General features: G+C 34.6%; 21 protein-coding genes and 1 pseudogene. 12 read left to right on the top strand and 10 right to left on the bottom strand.

Annotated features, from left to right (window positions below; genetic code table 11):
* Positions 1-466: 466 nt before the first annotated feature.
* The 6 genes from POF52_RS28585 (at position 467) to POF52_RS28560 (ending at position 6,867) form a co-directional block, all read left to right on the top strand.
* On the top strand, positions 467-997 hold the full coding sequence (locus tag POF52_RS28585; protein WP_074683099.1) for a MerR family transcriptional regulator: 531 nt from the start codon (positions 467-469) through the stop codon (positions 995-997).
* Positions 998-2,122: 1,125 nt separating this feature from the next.
* Complete coding sequence (locus POF52_RS28580) at positions 2,123-3,424, top strand: replication protein (protein ID WP_271997205.1); 1,302 nt, start codon at positions 2,123-2,125, stop codon at positions 3,422-3,424.
* Between the two features lie 109 nt (positions 3,425-3,533).
* Positions 3,534-4,316, top strand: coding sequence for a plasmid stabilization protein (locus POF52_RS28575; RefSeq protein WP_271997202.1), 783 nt, complete (start codon positions 3,534-3,536; stop codon positions 4,314-4,316).
* Between the two features lie 19 nt (positions 4,317-4,335).
* Positions 4,336-4,632 (top strand): hypothetical protein, encoded by a 297-nt coding sequence (locus POF52_RS28570; RefSeq protein ID WP_200508728.1) that lies wholly within the window; start codon positions 4,336-4,338, stop codon positions 4,630-4,632.
* A gap of 811 nt (positions 4,633-5,443) precedes the next feature.
* Entirely contained in the window at positions 5,444-5,668 is a 225-nt protein-coding gene (locus POF52_RS28565) for a helix-turn-helix domain-containing protein (protein ID WP_053488680.1), read from the top strand.
* A 371-nt stretch (positions 5,669-6,039) separates the two neighbouring features.
* Positions 6,040-6,867, top strand: a complete 828-nt coding sequence (locus tag POF52_RS28560; RefSeq protein WP_271997196.1) for an STAS domain-containing protein — start codon at positions 6,040-6,042, stop codon at positions 6,865-6,867.
* 295 nt (positions 6,868-7,162) lie between these two features.
* Here the strand turns inward: POF52_RS28560 and POF52_RS28555 are convergent, their stop codons facing one another.
* The 4 genes from POF52_RS28555 to POF52_RS28540 all read right to left on the bottom strand — a co-directional run bounded on the left by POF52_RS28555 (position 7,163) and on the right by POF52_RS28540 (position 9,794).
* Positions 7,163-7,339: an aspartyl-phosphate phosphatase Spo0E family protein gene (locus POF52_RS28555; RefSeq protein ID WP_034655793.1), complete on the bottom strand. Its 177-nt coding sequence runs from the start codon at positions 7,337-7,339 to the stop codon at positions 7,163-7,165.
* A gap of 308 nt (positions 7,340-7,647) precedes the next feature.
* The gene (locus POF52_RS28550) at positions 7,648-8,352 is read right to left on the bottom strand and encodes a hypothetical protein (protein ID WP_271997192.1); all 705 of its coding nucleotides are present in this window, start codon (positions 8,350-8,352) and stop codon (positions 7,648-7,650) included.
* Positions 8,349-9,482, bottom strand: coding sequence for an FtsK/SpoIIIE domain-containing protein (locus tag POF52_RS28545; protein ID WP_271997191.1), 1,134 nt, complete (start codon positions 9,480-9,482; stop codon positions 8,349-8,351). Before POF52_RS28545 ends, POF52_RS28550 begins: the two co-directional genes overlap by 4 nt.
* 12 nt (positions 9,483-9,494) lie before the next feature.
* Positions 9,495-9,794 carry a hypothetical protein gene (locus tag POF52_RS28540; protein ID WP_271997188.1) on the bottom strand — a complete coding sequence of 100 codons (300 nt, stop codon included), beginning with the start codon at positions 9,792-9,794 and terminating at the stop codon, positions 9,495-9,497.
* 548 nt (positions 9,795-10,342) lie between these two features.
* On the opposite strand from POF52_RS28540, the gene POF52_RS28535 reads away from it, so the two are divergent.
* From POF52_RS28535 to POF52_RS28525, 3 genes and pseudogenes are all read left to right on the top strand, one after another.
* Positions 10,343-11,752, top strand: coding sequence for a GH1 family beta-glucosidase (locus POF52_RS28535; protein ID WP_271997185.1), 1,410 nt, complete (start codon positions 10,343-10,345; stop codon positions 11,750-11,752).
* A gap of 88 nt (positions 11,753-11,840) precedes the next feature.
* Positions 11,841-12,548 (top strand): GntR family transcriptional regulator, encoded by a 708-nt coding sequence (locus tag POF52_RS28530; RefSeq protein ID WP_271997182.1) that lies wholly within the window; start codon positions 11,841-11,843, stop codon positions 12,546-12,548.
* Positions 12,549-12,739: 191 nt separating this feature from the next.
* A pseudogene (locus POF52_RS28525) lies at positions 12,740-13,216 on the top strand (quercetin 2,3-dioxygenase); the annotation flags it as partial.
* Positions 13,217-13,777: 561 nt separating this feature from the next.
* Here POF52_RS28525 and pdxR read toward each other — a convergent pair.
* Entirely contained in the window at positions 13,778-15,157 is a 1,380-nt protein-coding gene (pdxR, locus tag POF52_RS28520) for a MocR-like pyridoxine biosynthesis transcription factor PdxR (protein WP_271997179.1), read from the bottom strand.
* Positions 15,158-15,268: 111 nt separating this feature from the next.
* Between pdxR and POF52_RS28515 the strand changes: the two genes are divergently transcribed.
* Both POF52_RS28515 and POF52_RS28510 read left to right on the top strand, forming a co-directional pair.
* Positions 15,269-15,901: an FMN-binding negative transcriptional regulator gene (locus tag POF52_RS28515; protein ID WP_271997176.1), complete on the top strand. Its 633-nt coding sequence runs from the start codon at positions 15,269-15,271 to the stop codon at positions 15,899-15,901.
* A 427-nt stretch (positions 15,902-16,328) separates the two neighbouring features.
* Complete coding sequence (locus POF52_RS28510) at positions 16,329-17,105, top strand: arylamine N-acetyltransferase family protein (protein ID WP_271997174.1); 777 nt, start codon at positions 16,329-16,331, stop codon at positions 17,103-17,105.
* A gap of 704 nt (positions 17,106-17,809) precedes the next feature.
* On the opposite strand, the gene POF52_RS28505 is transcribed toward POF52_RS28510, so the two are convergent.
* The 3 genes from POF52_RS28505 to POF52_RS28495 form a co-directional block, all read right to left on the bottom strand.
* Positions 17,810-18,292 (bottom strand): hypothetical protein, encoded by a 483-nt coding sequence (locus POF52_RS28505; RefSeq protein ID WP_271997171.1) that lies wholly within the window; start codon positions 18,290-18,292, stop codon positions 17,810-17,812.
* A gap of 184 nt (positions 18,293-18,476) precedes the next feature.
* The gene (locus POF52_RS28500; protein WP_271997168.1) at positions 18,477-18,653 is read right to left on the bottom strand and encodes a hypothetical protein; all 177 of its coding nucleotides are present in this window, start codon (positions 18,651-18,653) and stop codon (positions 18,477-18,479) included.
* A 202-nt stretch (positions 18,654-18,855) separates the two neighbouring features.
* A complete protein-coding gene (locus POF52_RS28495; protein WP_271997165.1) occupies positions 18,856-19,440 on the bottom strand; it encodes a LysE family transporter in 585 nt (194 codons plus the stop codon).
* 113 nt (positions 19,441-19,553) lie between these two features.
* Here POF52_RS28495 and POF52_RS28490 point away from each other — a divergent pair, with 113 nt between their 5' ends.
* Entirely contained in the window at positions 19,554-20,108 is a 555-nt protein-coding gene (locus tag POF52_RS28490; protein WP_028409913.1) for a helix-turn-helix domain-containing protein, read from the top strand.
* 38 nt (positions 20,109-20,146) lie between these two features.
* Here POF52_RS28490 and POF52_RS28485 read toward each other — a convergent pair whose 3' ends face one another.
* Positions 20,147-20,482, bottom strand: coding sequence for a YolD-like family protein (locus tag POF52_RS28485; RefSeq protein WP_271997162.1), 336 nt, complete (start codon positions 20,480-20,482; stop codon positions 20,147-20,149).
* A gap of 14 nt (positions 20,483-20,496) precedes the next feature.
* The gene (locus tag POF52_RS28480; protein ID WP_271997159.1) at positions 20,497-21,762 is read right to left on the bottom strand and encodes a Y-family DNA polymerase; all 1,266 of its coding nucleotides are present in this window, start codon (positions 21,760-21,762) and stop codon (positions 20,497-20,499) included.
* Between the last annotated feature and the right edge of the window lie 22 nt (positions 21,763-21,784).

The raw sequence follows: 21,784 nt of genomic DNA, 5'->3' as shown, positions 1-21,784 counted from the left end.
TGTCGACATGTTCTTTATTGCCCGGACATGATGCAGGGCGACATTAAAACTGAGGATTATCAGGTTGTGTTGCCTGTCGACACGCTCTTTATTGCCCGGACATGATGCAGGGCGACATTAAAACTGAGGATTATCAGGTTGTGTTGCCCATCGACATGTTCTTTATTACCAGGTACAATACAGATTGATGTAGAATTATAATAGGGGGAAACTATGTTATTCTAATTAATATAAGTTTCCCAATTAATGCTACATAGATATACTTTGAAATCTTTTTACTATCAATAAAAGGAATTTGGTAAAGGACCTTTTACAAAAATGATGTAGCCTTAAAACATTATAACTACGAAAAATTTCTAATTCCCAGTAACTTATTAGTTAGCAAACCAATTTTCTAAAGAAAATTGGTCTATAAAGGACTTCACTTTACCATATAGAATTCTACATATAAAAGGAGGGTGTCGCTATGGAAAACGACACAACAAGATCTGAAAAAGCATATTGGACAAACGAAGTTGCTAAAAGATTAGACATAGCAGTTACAACAGTACGCAAGTATGCTACTTTGATGGAAAAACATAATTATAAATTTATACGTAATGAACATGATCAAAGGGCCTTTTTGGAACGTGACATAATTGTTTTAAAAGATATTCAATCCCTAAGTAAATCACCTGGTATTACATTAGAAGAAGCTGTAAAAACTGTCCTCGAAGATATCCCTAAGACACCCGTGTCGCCACCCGACATAAAGGAGAATGACCAGTTACAAGCTATAATTAAACAATATGGTAATGAATTTACTACACTAAAAAATGAGAATGCTGAGCTGAAAAATATGATGTTAGAATTACAGGATATGATGAGGGAGCAAAAAGAATATATTGCTGTTTCACTTGAAAAACGTGATAAACAAATTACTGAGTTTTATAAAAAGACTATTGAAGAAAAACAAGAGAGAAAAAAAAGTTGGTTCCAGCGTCTCTTTAATAATTAATTACTATTAACCTGAACTTGAGCTAAAATAGTTCATTCAAAACTGTATCGCCCATCGACATAGTATTTTTCCCTAAATAAGATATAATTTAGGATTAAAATAGTAGTTAGTTATTTATATGTCGCCCTGCGATATAAAATTAAACTTTAAGTACAACATAAGTTAGACTTAAAATAATAACTAGTTATTTATATGTCGCCCTGCGATACAAAATCAAATTTTAAGTACGACATAAGTCGAACTTAAAATAATAATCAGCATTCATATGTCGCCCTGCGATATATGCTCCCTTCCACAAGTTGAACTATAGTTCGACTTGTTTTTTTTATACAAGCACTTTAAAAGAGTATTTGTTTTACTAAATGATCTTTAAACCCTAATTATTTAATGTTTAGAGATACTTACATCTCTAAAATCCACGTTGTATGCATAGTAGGATACATTTGAATGTAATATAAAATGAAAATTCAACTTTAATACCAAGAAAAGGGATTATAAATGTTACAGTCATGAACTTATTTTTATAAAAAAAATGGATGTAAAAGAGGATTATAAAAGCTGAGAGGAATAAACAATATTATTTCTAATAGATAAAGACTTATATATCTTTCTTTTTTAGGCAGGGTGAGAAAAAATCACCCTACCCAAACTAATCTTTTCGCATTAACATAGAGAGAGAGTAATTAATCTATTACCTTTGAACAAACCTTGTCTTAAACATTTCATTTTCTAATTAAGTACTCTATTCTGTAATAGTTTCATTTCTACGTAGATATGTAATTAAAAATAATTGTTTCAAGAGATATTATAATTTTTATTGAATTTTGAGACGAGTTAACGCTATAATAAAACTAACAAAAATGACCGGAATAGAAAAAAGACTTCAACTGTTTAAGAAGTGTTGACCGCACTCTTAAACCGTTCCCCCTAATGACGGTAGGGAAAACACTTGTCGAAGTCTCTTGTTAATAGAGTTAGTTTTTCTATAAGATAAAACTTATGTTTTTATTTTATACGAAATAGCTATCTATTTCAAGGGCTTAGTTCATCAAAATCAAGGCATTGTTTTCCTTTTTCCAGGGAAACAGTGTCTTTTTTGTGTTCCTTAAAGGAGACGATGAACAAATGACAAAGATCTTGACCTGTTATTTAAAAGATGTAGATACCTTCAATGGACGGTTCAAATGGTTATGGACCAATAAGTCCACACTTCGGAAAAAGAAAGAAGAGTTTTTAGAAACTCTTCGTACCCACTTTAAACAACAACAATCAGCTATACATAAAGAATTTCCTAAAAAGAGAATGGAAATGCTTGATCACGTCATCTATAACCTAGTGGCTACGGGTATTCAAGCGATCCGTTCTGAAACGCTTATGAAGAAATTTAATGTTTCCAAAAGTACGGTTTCTCGTTTTGTACGCTCATTAAAAGCGACACCTTTTATCATTGTCTCTCGTTACATTAAAGAAGACACAAAAGGTGCTCATCCTGACAGCTATGTATTTATCCTTAAAAGCCATAAAAACTTTGACAAAATTTGTGATGAGATCTTTTTTGCCCATGACACGACAGAAGTTCAAAACTTCCAAAAAGAAGAAATGACAACTCCTGTGACAACTCCTGTGACGAATCAAGAAATGGCTGAAAACGTTGATATAACAGGCGTAGAGACTGATAAATCGCCTAATGCCTTTATTAACCTTGATTTACCTGTAAATCATATAAATAATCATTTAATGTCTGTTTCACAGTCCTTCAGCTATATCAAAGGTGTACCTAAGAAAGTGAATCAAGTCTATGCAGGTAAATATGGTCATCAACTACAAGACTTCTATGCTCGTATTCAAAATGCAGCAAAAGCCGTAAAACGAGATACAGAGATTACGATTGAGAAAGAACAAGTACATGAAGTAGCTTATTCAGCTATTGTTGGGTTAGATAAATATGTACATGAAGCCAATCAACAAGGCAATCCTTTATCCCTGGGGGATATGTGTCGATTAATCTATCAAATTGCAAAAAATCAATTCTACGAATTGGTAAATCCTAAAGGGCAGGATTATTCATCAGTATACGCAAACCAACAAGAAGTTATACATAACGAAAGCGAAACAACAACATTGGCCAAACCAAAACATATTATCCGTAAGGAACTCGTTCCTGATTGGTTAAAAACTGAACAGGACCAAGAAGAGAGTGCACAAGAAACAAATATTTCTTTGGATCAACAGCTTGAAATGATTGAACTGAAGCAAGATTTAGGACAAGAACTTACGCCAGAAGAAGAGGACTTGCTGCAAGAACACAGTTCTACGTACAGTTTGCTAGAAATGGCGCAGTTGAAACAGGATTTAGGACAATTCTTAACCCCAGAGGAGCAAGAATGTTTGCGTCAACATAACCAGTTAAAAGACACAGCTTCCTAATCAAAAAAAGTAGAAATCTCTTAGAAGCTGATGTTTTAATAGAATATGTTTATTTAGAACCGTGTTCTAAATAAACAATAACTAAAAATCTACGCAGGAGGAGACTATTATGCCACATAAAATTACGTTAACCGGATCAGCTACAGGACCCTTACGAGAATACGATCGCTACGTTGCCTTTGATATGCGTGAAAAAGGCTCACCGTCTGCGCCTAAAGGTCTGAAGAAGAGTACGTTTATTTCGTACACCGTGTTTGTTGCCAAGAAGGCCTTTAATAAAACAGGTCTTACGAAAAAAAGTATTATGCATGAAAAAATCCTCATTCAAGGGGAACCAACGTTAGATATTCCGATTGATGAATGTCCTGGTGAGGTAGGAGTGATCTGTTTCCAGATTACTGTTCTCCCGAACAAAAATGATAAAGAGAAGAATCAGTCAGATGCGAAAAAAGAACCTAAACAAGAGGCTTCTGCGCCTTCTCAAGAACAAAAAAACACGGAATCTACTAAACAGGAAGAACAAGAACCTATTTCTCAACCTGCAGCAAAAGAAGAGAAGAAAACTGAAACGGTAAAGCCAGAAGCGAAAGAAACGCCTGTTTCAGAGAAAAAGGCTACGCCACAAAAGAAACAGCTACCCACTCAGCCAAAAGGGACGCAGGATGTGTTGAGTTTCGATGAAATTGTGGTACCTGAAGAGTTCCTGAAGACACGACCAAACCCCGAAAAAACACAAAAAGTTATTGAATTTGTGAAGCGTACTGGTTATTTAGATGAACCCTTAACAATTGATAAAGAATCTAAGGTCTTAAAGGATGGTTATCGTCGTTATGTGGTGGCTAAGACGATTAAAATGGACAAAGTTCCAGTTGTCTATGAATATCAAAAATAAGGGGATAGGAGTCTACTAGATGAATAATAAACAAAAAGCGATTGAATATATTCAAAAGGCATCTGATGAATTGGAAAAGCATCGGGAATTTCTTGCAAATTTAGGCCTGAATGTATCCTTTTTGAATACGGCTGAAAGAAAGCTAGATCAAGCCGTCCATTGTCTCGTTCATTCAATCGAAGAGCCGGAAGATGATAATGAAAAAGAAATTAAAGAAGTTTCTTTTCATGAAGATGAAAAGATTATTGTGTTCAAAAATGGGGATATCAAAACAATTAAATATTTTAATCAAGCAGAGAATGCAGATAAAAATTAGATCATTTTAAGAATTATTTAAATGGGAAGGGTAGCTGGTGTAGCTACGTCCAAAGCTTACGTTATAAAAGCACGATCAAGCCCTGAGAAAACTTAAAAGGTCATTAGTTTCTTGAGACGTACGGGATACTTACTAGATGAAATGTTTGTTAAACATTACAAAGTAGCGAGTAGCACCCAATAAAAAAAGAGTTTCCACAAAAATTTTCTCCAAATAATAAAATGTTACACTAGAAGTGTATAATCTTTTATTCTAAAAAAACTCGGTTTCTATAAGAATAGGCTTATTGATTATAAGAACATTCATTTTGAAATTCTGGTTTACTATTCAATAAATAATGTTAATTGTAACTAATTTCCTTGATGTGTACCATTTACATCCAATAAATTGATGTTATCGCCATATTCAATGGGAAGTATTCCTTTGATAAAATAAAATGGCAACCCTTTTTCATCGGTTTTTTCTTCATAGGTAATATCCCTATTATCTAATATTCAGGATTCTTTGTTAGTGTGCACGCATTTTATAATGCGTGCCTTTTTTTATGGTAATTGTATATATCTATGAATATTCACAACAAAGACCGCCCAATATGTATCAGTGTATAAGGCGGTCTTAACTGTATTCATGCTATATGATTATGACAAAAATATCGACATTATTCTAAATAACTTTATAGATTTAAATACACCCATTTTTCTATCGTACTTTATTATATGATGCATCTACATTATATTTCCTATTTCTTTAAGAAAAATTCGAATACTTTTAGGAAAAAGTGGCAAGCCTTCTTAAAAAGGAGGTTTTTACGTTGTGGAGTGGCGGTAAAAAAAGAAGTAAGCTTGGCAGATTTCTAGATAGACAGGGTTATTCTCAAACTGAGTTAGGCGAAGTTGCTAAACTTAATAAGAATACAGTAAGCAAAATTTGTAATGATCCAACTTATACTCCTTCTGTAGTCACTATAAAAAAGGTAATGAAAGCCTTAAAAAAGCTTGACCCTAAATTGAAATCTGAAGACTTTTTTGACATATAAAAAGGCGCAATTACGGTGCTTTTACTTATTCCCTCGACATATAAAGGAAATGACCCTCTATCCTGACAAATAGAAGGTCATTGATTCGTGCCTGCCTGTCAATAGTCACTCTTCAGAAGGTGACATCTCTATTCATATCCAACATATATGTAATTTAAACTTTTCACATAAAGATTTGGTTAACATAAGATGTATTACAGCAACTACGTAATTAATAGATCTCTTACTAAGTAAAGTAAGATAATTTTAAATACAACCACTAAATATTACGGTTTAAGTTATTTAGCTTTTGTATAAAGGAATCCGTTTTACCAAAAACTTATATATGTTATGCTTTTACTACATAATCATGATGTTTAGTAGGTGAAAAAATGGAAGATGTATTGCTAAATAAAAAATTACAACGGATTACGACTGTAATCTTACATAAAAAAGAAGAATTAGCTGAGCAAAAAAGACATTATCATTTTTATAATCAAGATGTTTATGTTCAACTAGTTCCCTGGCGAAAGAATTTAATTGAAATTTATGCAGAATCTATATCTATTGATGAAGAGCATACTTTTCAAATCTTAGAAAAGTGGGGAATCGAAGTAGCAGATCTCTTAACAACTCTTCAACTTCCTTTAGATATTGCTTTAGAAGAAATCAGTTATTATCGAAATCAAATTGGAGAAGTCATTACAGAAGAAGCAAAGAAAGAAAATCTTTCTTTTGATTTATTCTCTAAAGTGATATCTAGATACAATTTAGTTGTAGATAAAGCTGTACATTGGGTAAGTAAATCTTATATGAAAGATTATACAGATAAAATTCAATCTGCTCAGTACGCTATAGATGAACTGTCTATACCTGTAGTGCGTATAACAAAAGAAATTGGTGTAATTCCTCTTGTAGGGGAGATTGATACACATAGAGCTCAAATTTTAATGGAAAATGCATTGAAACAAGGTAACACTTACAGACTGAGTTGGTTAATTATTGATCTATCTGCCGTACCTATCATTGATACTATGGTTGCAGACCAACTTTTCAAAGTGGTTGCGGCTTTGAAACTTATAGGAATAGATATTGTATTAAGTGGCATTCGCTCTGAAATTGCCCTTACAATGGTTCAGTTAGGTGTAAAATTAAATGACATCGTCACTTTTAACACTCTTTATGGGGCATTAAAATACACAAGTTCTCGAGTTAAGTAAACATTTACATATCAATAAATGATTGTAAGACAAAAAGCCTTGCCTACTATGGATTAGAACGTCATCTTTATAATTAGCATTCCTACTAAAAAAGCTATCTCGCTTATTAACGCCGAGGTAGCTCTTTTTGTGTAAATAAAGGCACAAAAACACCTTTACTTTATTATCCAAATTATTTATAATTTACAAGTCGATTAGTAAGTTAATCACCACTTACTAAAAAGCTATCGCTTTCTCATGCTAGGCCAATGCTAATAGAATGCGATAGCTTCTTATGTATAAAGAAAGACAAAACTTACTTTGTTAATCTAATCTTATGTAATTCATTTAACAATTGATCAATGAACTGGCTGACTTGAAGTGCGTTGTCACTTGTCATTCCTTCTTCTAGTGCTACTTGAATCATATTCTCCCGGGCTTTTTCTATCTCTATAATCAAAGTCTGTTTTAAAACACCCTTATAACCCTGCAATGACCATCCCACCCATTTACCAAAAATGTTAATATTTATAACCTATTTAACAATAAATATATTACGCTCATATATCAACAGTTAACCTCTAAAGGGGACAGTTATATAACTTGTAAAACGGACCTAATAGCTCGAAATCTGGAAATAAGGGGATGAATAGCCGTCTTAAATTTATACACTTTAATGAAAAATATAGATTTAATGGAATAAATTTAATATTATTTAATTGCTGTAGCATTCACATTTCAACGAGTGTGAAATCAAAAAAGCTGCCTCATTCCCTATTTTGAGGCAGCTTTTTATATTGTTTACCATCCCGTTAGATTGATTTTAATCCTACCAGACGATACTACTGGCTTTATTGGTTTTGCATCTCTTTGCTGTTCAGAAGAACTCTTATATCTCTCCATGAGCTCATGTATATTTGCTACTTGTATAATGCGGATATGATCAGAATGAACAGCATAACGAACAGGTGTAATCAGAATAACAGAAGGGAAGATAGCTGATCGATCCTCTGGCTGCCAGTGCAATGCCTTCCATTCATCCGAAAAGAAAAACTCTTCATAGAGGTTAATCTTCGCTTGCATTTTTTGCTCCGAATACTGATTTCGTTGAATTTCGATCCAAAAAGGAGATCCTTTGAAAATGCAAAACAGATCTGGTTCAATGCCTCCTTTTTTTCCTGTGGGCTTATCTTCGACAATGACCTGTTTAGGTGTGCTATACGTACACATTTGTTTATAGATATCTAGAATTGAAAGAAAATGGAGGATTTTTTGAGAGTTCTTTTTGATTTTCGCATCTATTGGTAAATAAACCGTGGGAGAATACTGCTGTGTGCGTTCAATGAGCCCTAATCGATATAAACGTACCATCACGCTATTACACGCATTTATGGGAGATTTCAGTTGTTTAAAGAACAGTTCCACCAATGAGTCTCGGTCCACAGCTCGAAACTGATTAATAAACCCTATGATGTCTTTATCACGCTGCGATAGTCGAAAACTCATCGCTGTTCCTCCTTCTCTAATAATCCAAAGAGGGGCTGTGACACAACCTCTAGTTGCGGATCAGGATCCTTCACACGTGTTTTATGAGGAGAAAGTATTTCCTTGCAAGCTCCTTCATCTAAGAAATAGGCTTGAAACTCTTTCACATCATCAATTTTAATTCTCATGCGCCCCCTGGCTGCGGCATCAATCTCTTCTGCACCTACAACTCCGGCTACCTTCGCATTTGTAGCATCAGCTTGCCTTCCAGAGATTCTTACTCGTAAGTTGGCTTTTAACGCTGAATTCAACAAATCGGCATCTGGACGCTGCATGGCAATAATCGTATGAACACCTAACGCACGACCTTGGCTGGCAAACTGTTGGATCATTTCTACAAGATCTGTTTCTCTTTTTACTATAGACATTTCATCAATTACCACGACAATTCGAGGCAGCTTAAATGGAAGCCTGCTAATATGTGTGACTCCATGCTCTAACAATAAATCGCCTCTTCGGTACATTTCAGCTCGTAATAAAGCAAAAGGTTTTCTCATATCCTTGGCCTCAAAGCAAAGCGCATCCACATGCTCAATCCCATGAAATAAGCCTAAATCTGCTCTTTTGAGATCGACTAATACTAATCGCAGATCTTCAGGAGATGTATATTTCACCCATGTTGTGAGTATAACGCGCATGAGGCTGCTTTTTCCAGCTCCAATTTCGCCAGAAATCAGTAAGGTTTCTAAATCCGCAAAATCCCATGAGACAGGGCTTCCATAGATATCTTGACCAATACATACTGGAAGCTCCATTTTCTCTATATGAGGATGAATTAAATCATATTTGTATTCGAGCATCTTAGGTAGGCTTTTGTGATGAACGGTAATGCTGAAATTCTTCAGGTTGCCATTTATCTCAATATTGCTGCCTAATACTTGGCGTAAGGCCCATCTTTTTTTATTTAAAAGTTCAGGATCAATACCGTTCAGTAAGGAAAAAGCATACCGAGTGTAGGTGTTCTGATGATCGATCCGATGGATCTTCGGAAATTGATAGGAGGTACGATCCCCATGCTTTATGACCCGATAAATCTCTGCTGTACGAAACGCTTTAATAAGCTTTCCACGCAATTTTAGTTTCTCAAACATCTAAAACCCTCCTCAAAACATAAATTTCACAAAAAAGTAAATCAAGGCGCTATAGAAGGTGACAGGCAGGATAAAACGCATCACCTTTGCGAACTGATCAACAAGGTCGATGACACCCCATCGCTCTAATATTCGTTCGATGATAGCAATTCCTAAGACAATGCCTCCTATAATTAGAATAGTGGGGTCAAGCATAGCTAGGGGACTAAATGGAACAAAGGAATAAGCCTTGAAGGGACGAGGTCTCGTAAGAGATGGTTTGTGAGGTGGAGGGAAGATTTTTCGAAAGGTAAATACTTTTGCTTTTCTCATGTTGATACCTTCTTTCACTCTTTTAATTTTTTTGCTTGTTACGTACCTGTTTTTTCAGCTCAACCCATCCGGTCGCCCCCTTCGCCTCTTCGGCTCAGCTCCCTTACAGATTCCACGAAGGGCTTCACTAGGCCTATACAGCTTGTATTAACGCGGTATCGTTACTGAACTAGATACTAATTAGGTAATGAAGTCGTAATTCTTTAGATACTATGTAGCTACTGCAGTAAGCTTGCCTGTCCACTCTAAAATTAAAAAAGAACCTTTACTGCAGTAAGTAAGGGGTAGATGGTTATGTAAGAGATGCTGGGCTTTTATATACTGAGGTTTGTCCTAATGTTCCATTTTTTTATGCAATGGATGAGAGGTCAGAAAGTGTCCAGACAACTAGATCTTCTCCAATTAAATAAAAATAAAAAGGTCTTTATCATACATTTTCTGTAGTCAAATGCAAAAAATAAGTATATAATCTATATTAAATTTGTACCTATAAATTTAATATATAGTAATGAATTTTAGATATTAGTATAAATGTAAGGAGTGTTATCATGAAATTTGCAAAAGATTTTTTATTTGGAGCTGCATCAGCTTCTTATCAAATAGAAGGTGCATGGAATGAAGATGGAAAAGGTGAAACCAATTGGGATGTTTTTTCAAAGATTCCTGGAAAAACATATCAAGATACAAATGGAGATGTAGCCATTGACCATTACCATCGCTACAAAGAAGATATTAAGTTAATGGCGGAGATGGGGTTAGAATCGTACCGTTTTTCTATTTCATGGGCACGTATCTTGCCAACTGGCGATGGAGAAATCAATCAAAAAGGATTAGATTTTTATAATCAAGTGATTAATGAATGTTTAAAGTATGGAATTGTTCCATTTGTGACGCTGTATCACTGGGATCTACCTTTAACACTGGAAGAAGACGGCGGATGGACAAATAAACGAACAGCTCACGCTTTCGTTAAATATGCAGAGGTTTGTTTTAAAGCATTTGGAGACCGTGTTAAACATTGGATTACGTTTAATGAAACCGTTATGTTTTGCGGATTAGGCTATTTAAAAGGCGCTCATCCACCTGGTATTCAAAACGATGAAAAGAAGTACTTTCAAGCTACACATTATGTGTTTTATGCACATGCCAAAGCTGTAGAGAGCTATAAAAAGCTCAAACAGTATGGAGAAATTGGTATCACACATGTTTTCTTACCGGCTTATAGCGTTGATAATAAAAAGGAAAATATCTTAGCTGCTAAACATGCGAATGAATATGAAACGTTTTGGTATTATGACCCGATTTTAAAAGGAGAATATCCATCTTACGTCGTACAGCAATTAAAAGAAAAAGGATGGACTCCAAGCTGGACAGAAGAAGAACTCAATACATTAAAAAGAAATGCCGAACACAATGATTTCATTGGCCTTAATTATTATCAACCGATTCGCGTAGAGAGAAACAATGAAACCGTTTCGTCTATGGAGCACTCAAGGGAAACCTCTACTTTAGCTCCTGGAAATCCATCATTTGACGGCTTTTATCGCACCGTAAAAATGGCAGATAAAACCTATACAAAATGGGGATGGGAAATTTCACCTCAAGGATTTTTAGACGGGCTGCATATGTTAAAAGAGCGTTATGGTGATATTAAAATGTATGTAACCGAAAATGGGCTTGGTGATGAAGATCCGATTATTGATGGAGAAATTGTAGACATCTCTCGTATTAAATATATTGAAGAACATTTAAAAGTGATTAAGCTTGCTATACAAGAAGGCATACACCTAAAAGGATATTACGCTTGGTCTGTTATTGACTTGTTAAGTTGGTTAAATGGTTATAAAAAACAATACGGATTCATCTATGTAGATCATAACGATAACTTAAACCGAAAGAAAAAACTCTCGTTTCATTGGTACAAGCATATTATTAGAACGAGAGGAGAAAACCTATAAGTAAAAAGAAAACCTCTTGATTTTGATCAAGAGGTTTTGTGTATAATAGAGGCAGTAAATTAATGAGAATGCAGACTAGGGAGATTATATGGCTATAAAATATAAAGAAATTGCAGATCGTTTAGAAAAAGAAATTCAAGAAGGAAAGTTTAATCAAACAAAGAAACTACCGACGGAAGAAGAAATGATAAAAGAATTTGAAGTAAGTCGTAATACAATAAGAAAAGCAGTGACTCAGCTTGTTAATCGCGGTTATATCTATCAAGTTCAAGGAAGTGGCATGTTTCTACGTGAAGAATCAGTCACAGACTATATTAACTTAGGTAGCCTTAGAGGGTTAACGAAAGACTTAAAGTCTAAAAAAGTGGAGACTAAAGTTCTCTCGCTTCACGTAGTAGAAGCTGATGAATTAACCGCAAAAGGCTTACGATGTGCCCCCGAAACCAAGCTATATTATGTGAAACGCCTGCGAATTGTAGATGATGAACCTTTTTCTATTGAAATTAGTTACTTTAAGAAAGATGTGGTACCTTATCTAAATGAAGAGATTGCATCGAGTTCTATCTATAGTTATCTAATCGATGACTTAAAATTAAATATTGGATTTGCTGACAAAGTCATTAACTGTGAAAAGGTTGATGAAGAAAATGCTGAACTCCTTCATATCGATCCATTTGATCCAGCATTGATTATTGAAAATACCGTATGTTTAACAAACGGAACAATCTTTGAATGGTCTAAGTCAATCTTTCACTTTCAAAAAGCAAAAATCTTAAATCGAATCAATTTTAAATAACATCAGCATTAAGCAGTTTAATTATGAATTAATCTTTTACTTTTCTATTTCAGATTTCATTTTTAATTTAAAAAGAGAATTTTGACTTTTATATGATAGCTTTCTATACTTAAACCGATTTTTGATATTGAGTTTTGACAAACGAGAAACCTATAGATACTGAAGCTAAACTTGTAACAAACTCAAAACGTCCTGATGAAGTAGTTCCATACGTTCTTGAATCTGGCGAAGGTGAACGCCTTTTAACAGGGGACCAGCTTCACCGAATAGTAGCAGCACAAACAAATACGAATGGACAGTTTATTGTGGTTTCATCTGAAGGTCCTAAAGGAGATCGTATTGTGGATCATTACCACGAACATCATACGGAAACATTTTACTGCTTAGAAGGGCAAATGACCATGTGGGCAAATGGCGAAGAAATTGTGTTAAATCCGGGAGATTCTCTTCATGTTCCGGCTCATACCGTTCACTCATATCGTTTAGATTCTCCTTATACTAAAATGGTAGGCGTACTGGTTTCTGGTCTGTTTGAACCATTCTTCCGTACGTTAGGAGATCAATATGAGTATCACATTTTCCCAGTTGAACCTCAGCCACTACGTTTTGATCGAGTTATTAAAAATATTGACAACCTTGATTTAAAAATGCCCGACCAAAAGAAATAGATTGAACGTTACATGTTGCGCCATCTGTGAAAGAAGTATTTTTAACGTTATGTATAACCCTTGTTTTTACAATTAGAAAAGCAGTCTTTTAATTATTTAAGGACTGCTTTTTCGCTTTATTCTACACCAAGCCTACCTCTTTCTCCTTCATTCCTATATGAAAAAACATCTGAAGCCTGTATAGCAGAAAGGAATATATAGAAAAGCTGTTAGGGTTTATTTCCTTTAAATATGATCTTTCTTTTTTCCTGCTTAATCTGTTTTAAGCGTAGCTTTATCTTTTTAACTAAAATTCTATATATTATTTCGCTAGTGGCGCATATACAAATTAAGATTATAGAAAAAGGCCCCTTTAAATCCTGAAAGGCCCAGTTATCATATATTTATACTTTATATACTCTTCTTCATGTCACATTCATCTGCCATTCTTTTAGCGATAGACTCTTCATTAAAGAGAAATGTACCATCTGAATTGCCTCCCAATTGTTAAATTATGTCTAACTATTGAGGGGGACAGATCATACCATACATCAAGGTGCTAAAAGGATTATGAGAAGGCTTTTATGACCAAGCCTTTTTTAAGAGTTCCACACCTCTCGTAATTTCATCGTGAGAAAGATTGCTAAAGCCAAGCTTAATAGTTGGTTTATCGGGATTATTTTTAATGACGTAAAGTGAGATAGGATACACTTTAACATTATAAAGGGAAGCTTGTCTGATTAGCCATTCTTCTGAGTGATTCAGATGCACTTTCACTAATAAATATAAACCAGACTGTTCCCCAATAATGGATATACTTTGATCAAACTCTTTCTTTAACATTGATACTAAGTGTTGCATTTTTCGTTTATAAACCAGGCGCATCCGTTTAATATGTCGACTCCATTCTCCCTCTTCCATGAATTTAGCCATTGTGAGTTGGCTAAGAATTGAAGTGGTACTTTCAAATTGAAGAAATTTATTTTTGTAATGATTTAAAATGGGTTGGGGCAATACCATATAACTTAAACGGATTCCTGGGAGAAAAGCCTTCGAAAAATTCCCTAGATAGATGACTCTTGTCGAATCAATGGAGGAAAGAGCAGGAAATGGCTTTTGTGTATAGCGAAATTCACTATCATAATCGTCTTCGATAATATATCCATGCATCTTGTTAACCCAATGAATAAGCATTTGCCGTTGTTGAATAGACATGCTTGCTCCAATTGGGCTTTGATGGGAAGGGGTTACATATATTAATCGTGACTTCATTTGTTCTAATTGTGAAAGATCAGCACCTGTTTCATAAACGGGCAGAGTTTCAAGCATAAAACGATGGAATTGAAAAGCTTCTCTAGCGCCGTCATAACCAGGGTCTTCAACTATAATACTCTGGAATTCATCTTTCATTATATGTCCAAGAGATACAAGCATTTGTTGGGTACTACTACCGATGATAATGGAGTCTGCATCTGCTTTTACTCCTCTAGATTGTAGCAGGTACGCAGAAATTTGTTCGCGCAGGCATTCTTCCCCAAATGGTTCTCCGTATCGAAAGCTGTCCTTTAATGTTAATACCTGATTGGAAATTCGCCTCCAAATTTTTAGTGGGAAATGTGTTTGATCAACGGCATCTGCCCTAAAATTAACTACTGGAGGTTTCTTTGACTCTTTTTGCTTTTTATTATGGGAGATTAATGATTCCTGAAATATTAGGGGTTCTAACTCATTTGCAAAATAACCTTTTCGTCCCTCCCCGCGAATGTACCCTTCAGCAACCAGTTGTTCATATGCCATTAATGTTGTATTTCGGCTTACATGTAAGGAATCTGCGAGTTGACGAATGGAGGGCAATTTCTCATTCATCTGAATGTCCCCTTGCTCAATAAATAATTTAAATTTCTCATAGATTTGTTTGTATTTAGGAGAATTATTTTTGAAGGTAAAAATAGTATTTTTCATTTGCATTCCCTCTGTCATGTATATTTGTTTGATATTGTACCTTTTTTCATGTCAGTTTGTATAATATTATTTTTTTATCGAATATTTGTTTTTAATGCTTAAGTTGAAAGGATGATTAGTGTGTACATTCCTAAGCAATATCGTATGAATAACGAAGAGGCAGTTCAAATTATGAAGTCTAACTCGTTTGCTTTATTAATTACTGTTGATGAACATCGTCCCTTGGCTACGCATATTCCTTTGGAAATTCGAGAAGATGAAGGGAAAATCTATGCGACTGGGCACATTGCATACGGAAATATGCAGAAAAAAACTTTAGACAATAATAGCGATGTGTTACTCATTTTTCAAGGGCCGCACGCTTACATTTCATCTAGTTGGTATCAGGGTGAAGAGGTTCCTACATGGGACTATCTAGCTGTCCATGCGTATGGAACAGCTCGTATAATCACAGAAGATGAGCTGACATTGGCTTTGGATACCATGCTTAAACACTATGAATCTCACCGGGAAAATGGTCGGACCTGGGACACGTTTGATCCAGAGTTGCTTAAGCGTGAAATGAAAGGAATAGTTGGCTTTGAAATTGAAATTACATCTATTCAAGGTGCAGCTAAAATGAGTCAGAACCGTAATGCAACCGATTATAAATCGATTGTTGCAGAGCTTGAAAAATCACATGAACAAGAGGAAGTTCAGGTTGCACAATGGATGCGCGAGCAACGTAAAGAGTTATTTAAATGATTAGTTTAATATTTTTTGAGTTGGATCATATTGTGAACGCTGTATAGTAGAGTACGTTCAAAGTTACAAAATCAAATAACTGGTTATTTTCATACTATTCTAAGGGTTGTAGTCGATGTCTTAATAACTCAGTTTTAAAAGATATTTAAAATTTATTTTCTATTTTAGTTTTTTGTTCTTCTTATACTTTTACTTCACATATAGTTTTCAACACTACCTAACTAAATATTGTTTTCTTAATTATTTACATCCAAGTATTTATAGAAATATTCGTATCCGAGTAGTCAAAAAGCGAGTGTTCATTGTTCAGCAATCGCGCCCGATTGTTAAAGATCGCTTCAACTACCTTGTTGAAGAAAAGCCCCGTAACCTAATGTATCAATGGTACATTAGGTTAGCCGTTCATAGTAGAAAGGATAGAAACAAAATGACGAATTTAAATATACTATTCCGAAAAAGATTAGGAATCCCATGCGACAAAGTAATTACATTTGAAAACTTAAATGCTGTTCTCGAAAAGGCAGCGAAGGCAATCCCGTTTGAGAATTTATGTATTATAGAGAATAGGACAAATGAAATTACGAAGGAGAATTTGATAAAAAAAATATTAGAACAAAACGAAGGCGGTCTTTGTTATGAACTAAATTCTATTTTATATTTCTTCTTGATTGAAAATGGCTTTAATACAAATTTAATCCGTGCTATTAGATACGACTACAATAATCAAAAATGGAGTACAATGGGAAAAACTCATGTGGCTAATATGATCAAACATAACGGGCAGTTCTATATAGTGGATATTGGATTTGGGGGGAACTCACCATTAAAAATTGTTCCAGTAAATGGAGAGACGGCGACATCTAATAATGGTGAATTTAAAGTAGAAAATATAAATAGTGAACATGGGGATTCTGTTTTTTATATAAAATTAAAGCATAAAGATACCGATTGGAAAATAGGTTATGCCTTTGATTCTAAAAAAGTCATGAAGGATTTAGCTGAATTAAATGAAGTACAAAAGATCAACATTGAACATTCAGAATCAAAATTTAATAAGAAGTCGTTAATTACCAAATTTACGGATAAAGGGACTATGACATTAACAGACACTTCATTTACTGAATGGGTGGATGGGAAGTTGAAGAAAAAAGAGATCGATAAAAAATTATTCCTTGAAATCGCAAAACGTTATTTTGGTCTTTAACCATTTTCCTCCATTGGCTCCGGCAGGCCGTCACTTTAGCCGTTAATTTGCACATCTAATTTAAAGACAAATCCCTTCATATGGGGGAGCATTAAGAAAATGAGAATTTACAATGTTGAAGATAATCCAAAATATAAAAAGTCTAATTTCTCGGTACTATAAGTGGAAAATTAGGCTTTTGTTACTTCGTAAAAGCGCCCGGTTGCGTAAGATTGTAATTAAGGAGAAATACATATATATACTTTTAATCTTGTAAATTATTTTGCACATCTAAACTTCTTTTTAATTCTTCTACAGTCAAATGCGCTGCTCTTTTTATAATTGAACAAATAGATACTGGTTAATGAGTGAAGTAGTAATTCCTTAGATACTATGTAGCTACAGCAGCAAGGTTGCGTGTCCAATCGAAAAATAAAAAAGACCCCTTACCTCAGTAGGTAAGGGGTAGCTGATTATGTAAGAAGTAAGGGGTTGTTATATGCTGTAGGTTGTCCCAGTTGGTTACCTTTTTCGTGAAATGGACGAGAGGCTCTAAGTTGTCTATGTCTATACGTCTAAAGAGAACATAAGAGGACAATTCCTTCATATAACCTTAATTGAAGCGAAGAACGATTTCATATATTCAATAAAAACTCTAAAGTTTTGCCGATTATTGCTATCACTTATATAGAGTTGATTGCTTGTGAATGACATGCTTTTGCATCTCAATCCCTGTGATTTTGTAGTCGTATCAGCAAATGGTTTAACCTATCTGTATCTTTTTTAAAACACTTAAAAATACGAAGCGTTACATGATAGTTTTCTCCACCTCTAGAGGCTACCAGTTCATGTTCTTTCAATTCTTTCTCTACTTCATGTTCAAGCACTGTTACAACATCTAATTCATCTACCTCGTTTAATGCAACTCTGCAAGCAAGTAATGCGATGCAATAGTGATATCCAATGCTATCGTAGTCAGGAAAGCAACTGTCGCCAAGCAACTTCAGCTCGTACGGTTGTATAGTTTTAATCACAACTTCTGTGATCTCTTTAGAATCAGCAAATGGCGCCATACGTAAACAATGTTTGCGATTGAGTGGGGTAGTAGAAAATGATTTTATTTTTCGTATCAATTTCTTTAACAGTTCTTGATTTTCATCGCTTAGAGAGTTTTTTTTAGTTTCTAATATATCAACTATGCGTTCCATATTCATACTCCTTGTTATCAATGTATCTTTAGTTTACCACTAAAGGCTAATGCGAAATTTCCGTTAAAATCAGTAGGAGCAATAATAACGTTTTTTAAGACATAGGCGTAAAATGAGTTAAGATACCGTTAAATAAAAAAGAGAAGGGTAAAACCTTCTCTTTTTACTATATAGCTCTTTATGATTAGATACTCTTCTTCATACCGCATTGGCGACATTCACGTAAGAAAACGCCACCTTTTACGGAACTTTTGAAGTAAGCTGAATTGCAATTATCACATCGACCACTAATCTTATCTGGATATTCAGCGTAGTCATACACTTTATCAAGATCTATTTCTTCCTGCTGTTTCTCTTCCATGTTTTTCACTCACTTCTTATGTTATTATCTGAACTTGTCAAATTATATCTTTAAATTAATACAAAGTATAATATATACGTTATAACGACCAACAAGGGGTTAATATTTCGCATAACACAAGTACTGACCCTTTAACAAAACGAATATTTACAACGTTAAAATTTTTCCGATGTTAAAATGTATCCTTAATTAAATAAGAAACTTATTTTATAAGAATTGAGACTGCACTATACATTAATAATAAAGCCATAACTATATTAAACTGGCTTTTATACTTTGAGAGAAATTTTTGAAAAACCGAACCAAATAAACTCCAACAGAAAGTACTTACAAAGCCCACAAAAGCTAGAAATAAAGAATACATTATTAAACTAAAATTCGAGTCGTGATATGGAAGAATAAAGGTTGCTATAGCCGTTATACCATACAGAATACCTTTTGGATTTATAAATTGTAAAAGCATTCCCATTAAAAAACTGTTATTCCTGTTTTCATCGTTATTTTTATCATCATCTTTACTCAAAATAATTTTTATAGCTAGATAGACCATATAGATTGCTCCTAAGACCGTCATGAAAAACTCAATTTTCGGGATGGAATTTTGGAGTAAAACATTAAAATAACTACATAACAACATTACTATAAGAAAGCCTGCACCTACTCCTAAACAAAATTTTGTAGTCTTTCTCAAACCGTATTTGTTAGCAAATAACATGGCCATAATATTGTTAGGACCAGGGGTAAAACTGGTCACAAAAATATATAGCAAAAATGATAATAATGGCATATTTGTACCTCCTCCAATATGTATATTATAATGTTCAAAAAGGACGATATAACGTCGTGCTTTTTATTTTACATTACGGTCGTTATATTGTACATAGTGATAGGAGTGTATTTATGGAGGAAATAAATCTTATTATCGCCAAAAACCTAAAAAATTTTAGAGAAAGTAAGAAATTAAGTCTCGAAAAAGTTGCAGAATTAACTGGGGTAAGCAAGACAATGATAGGGCAAATCGAAAGAGGAGAATCAAGTCCTACAATTACAACTATTTGGAAAATAGCTAATGGATTAAAAATTTCTTTTACTTCATTAATAAATAATCCTCAGCCAGACACCAAAGTCATTTCAAAAACCGACATTCAAATATTATCTGAAGACAACGGAAAATATCAAGTCTACCCTTATTTTCCCTTCGAGGATGATAGGCGCTTTGAAGTTTATTCTGTAGAAATAGAAGAAGGTGGATCTCTAGACGCTGATTCGCATAGGGAAGGGACTGAAGAGTTCATAACTGTCTTTGAAGGCGAACTCACTATAAGTGTAAATAGCAATGAATATACGATAAAGAGTGGGAATGCTATTAGGTTCAAAGCTGATAGAGCTCATTCTTATTATAATCGCGGAAAAACATTAGCTAAATTAAGTATGATTATATATTATCCAGTTTAAATCTCGTTCTTCAAGAACGAGATTTTATTTCTGTGGCCTTACTGGAAACGAACATCAATTAGTTCACTTAACTTCATTTTGTTTTTTAATTCAAATACTTCATCGATAAAAATAAACAAATTCCCCAGGGAATCAACAAATTGGATGAATCCCTTTTCTGTAATACATTGTCCCTTTTTGTAGTATGTAAGATAAACTTGTTTATTTGTATGTAATGCTTCAATCAATGTGAAATTAATTTGTTCTATTTGCTCTTCTGTTAAAAGAGGTTGAGGTACTTCTAGTTGCTTGTTTATGACTTCCTCTAACCCTATGTATTGCTCTGGCATACTCACAAAAGGGCGCCATTTTTTCATTCCTCTATCGTAATTCATAGTATCATCCTCCTTTAAGATTTATGGCCGCCTATAAGACCATTTCTATAACGAGCTGTTGAGTGATCCAGATAGCTTGAAGCCCGTAGCACACTATTCTTGCCATAACGCATACGAATTTCATCAATCGTTTTGGCAAGAGCATAGGCTCTTTCACGCTGATCGATATCCTCAAATAAGCTCATTTGCTCCTCTTCTTCAATGCTTGTGTTGGATAAGGAAATCCCAATGGAGCGAATCGGCATTCCATTATCGAAATTATGTAAAATAGTTAAACAATAAGGGAAAATATCTTGGCTTAAGTTCGAAGCTCGCCCCATTTTCTTTTGTCTAGAGAAGCCTCCACCTGTTTGTTTGCTGTAGCCAATGGATAAATGGACAGTTTGAGCCACCACTTGATGCATGCGTAAACGAAAACAAACATCGTCCAATAGCTCCAATAGTAATAGTTCCACTTCTTTTCGGCTTGTATAATCTCGAAAGAGAATCTGACTTTTCCCAAAGGAACGGGAACTAGGGATGTACACATCGGAAATACGACTAAAATCAATCCCATTCGCATGCTGGTGGATTTCTTCCCCCAGGACACCAAATTCTTTTTGTAACATCTCCTTAGAAGAAAGAGCGAGTTCTTTTATGGTATAGATGCCTAAACGGTTTAAGCGTCTTTCTGTAGCTGACGAGATCCCCCAGAAATCCTTCATTGGATGAATCGACCATAACTTAAAGGGAATATCCTCATATCGCCAATAAGCAACTCCTGTTGGGCTGTGCTTCGCTTCATGATCTAAGCTGACTTTAGCTAGTAAGAGATTCGGACCGATTCCTGCGGTAGCTGTCAGTCTGGTTTTACGATAGATCTCATGAAGTATTCGGTGAGCTAGCTCCTCTGGTGTTCGAGCAAATAAATGCAAAGAAGCTGTCGCATCAATAAACAACTCATCAATGCTATACGCATGAAAGTCTTCAGGAGCAACATACTGTAACACCAAACTAGAAATATAGTTCGAAGCTTTGATATATCTCTCCATTGATGGATTCACCACATGGATATCTTTCCTTTTAGGAATTTCAAAGAGGCGACTTCCTGTTTTGATTCCTTCTTTCTTTAATAAGGGTGTGGCAGCTAACACAACAGATCCCGACCGTTTGACATCTCCTACAACCGCAAGCCTTGTTTTCAAAGGATTTAACCCCCGTATGACAGAGGAAACCGAAGCAAAAAAACTCTTCATGTCTATGCAAATAATGACTCTGTTTGGTAGATGCCCATAATCCATTGGAATAACTCCTCAATAAAGA

It is taken from the genome of Priestia sp. AB (assembly GCF_028369225.1).
Taxonomy (GTDB): domain Bacteria; phylum Bacillota; class Bacilli; order Bacillales; family Bacillaceae_H; genus Priestia; species Priestia megaterium.
The sequence above is the reverse complement of the archived record's forward strand: the minus strand, read 5'-3'. Positions and strand labels throughout refer to the sequence as shown.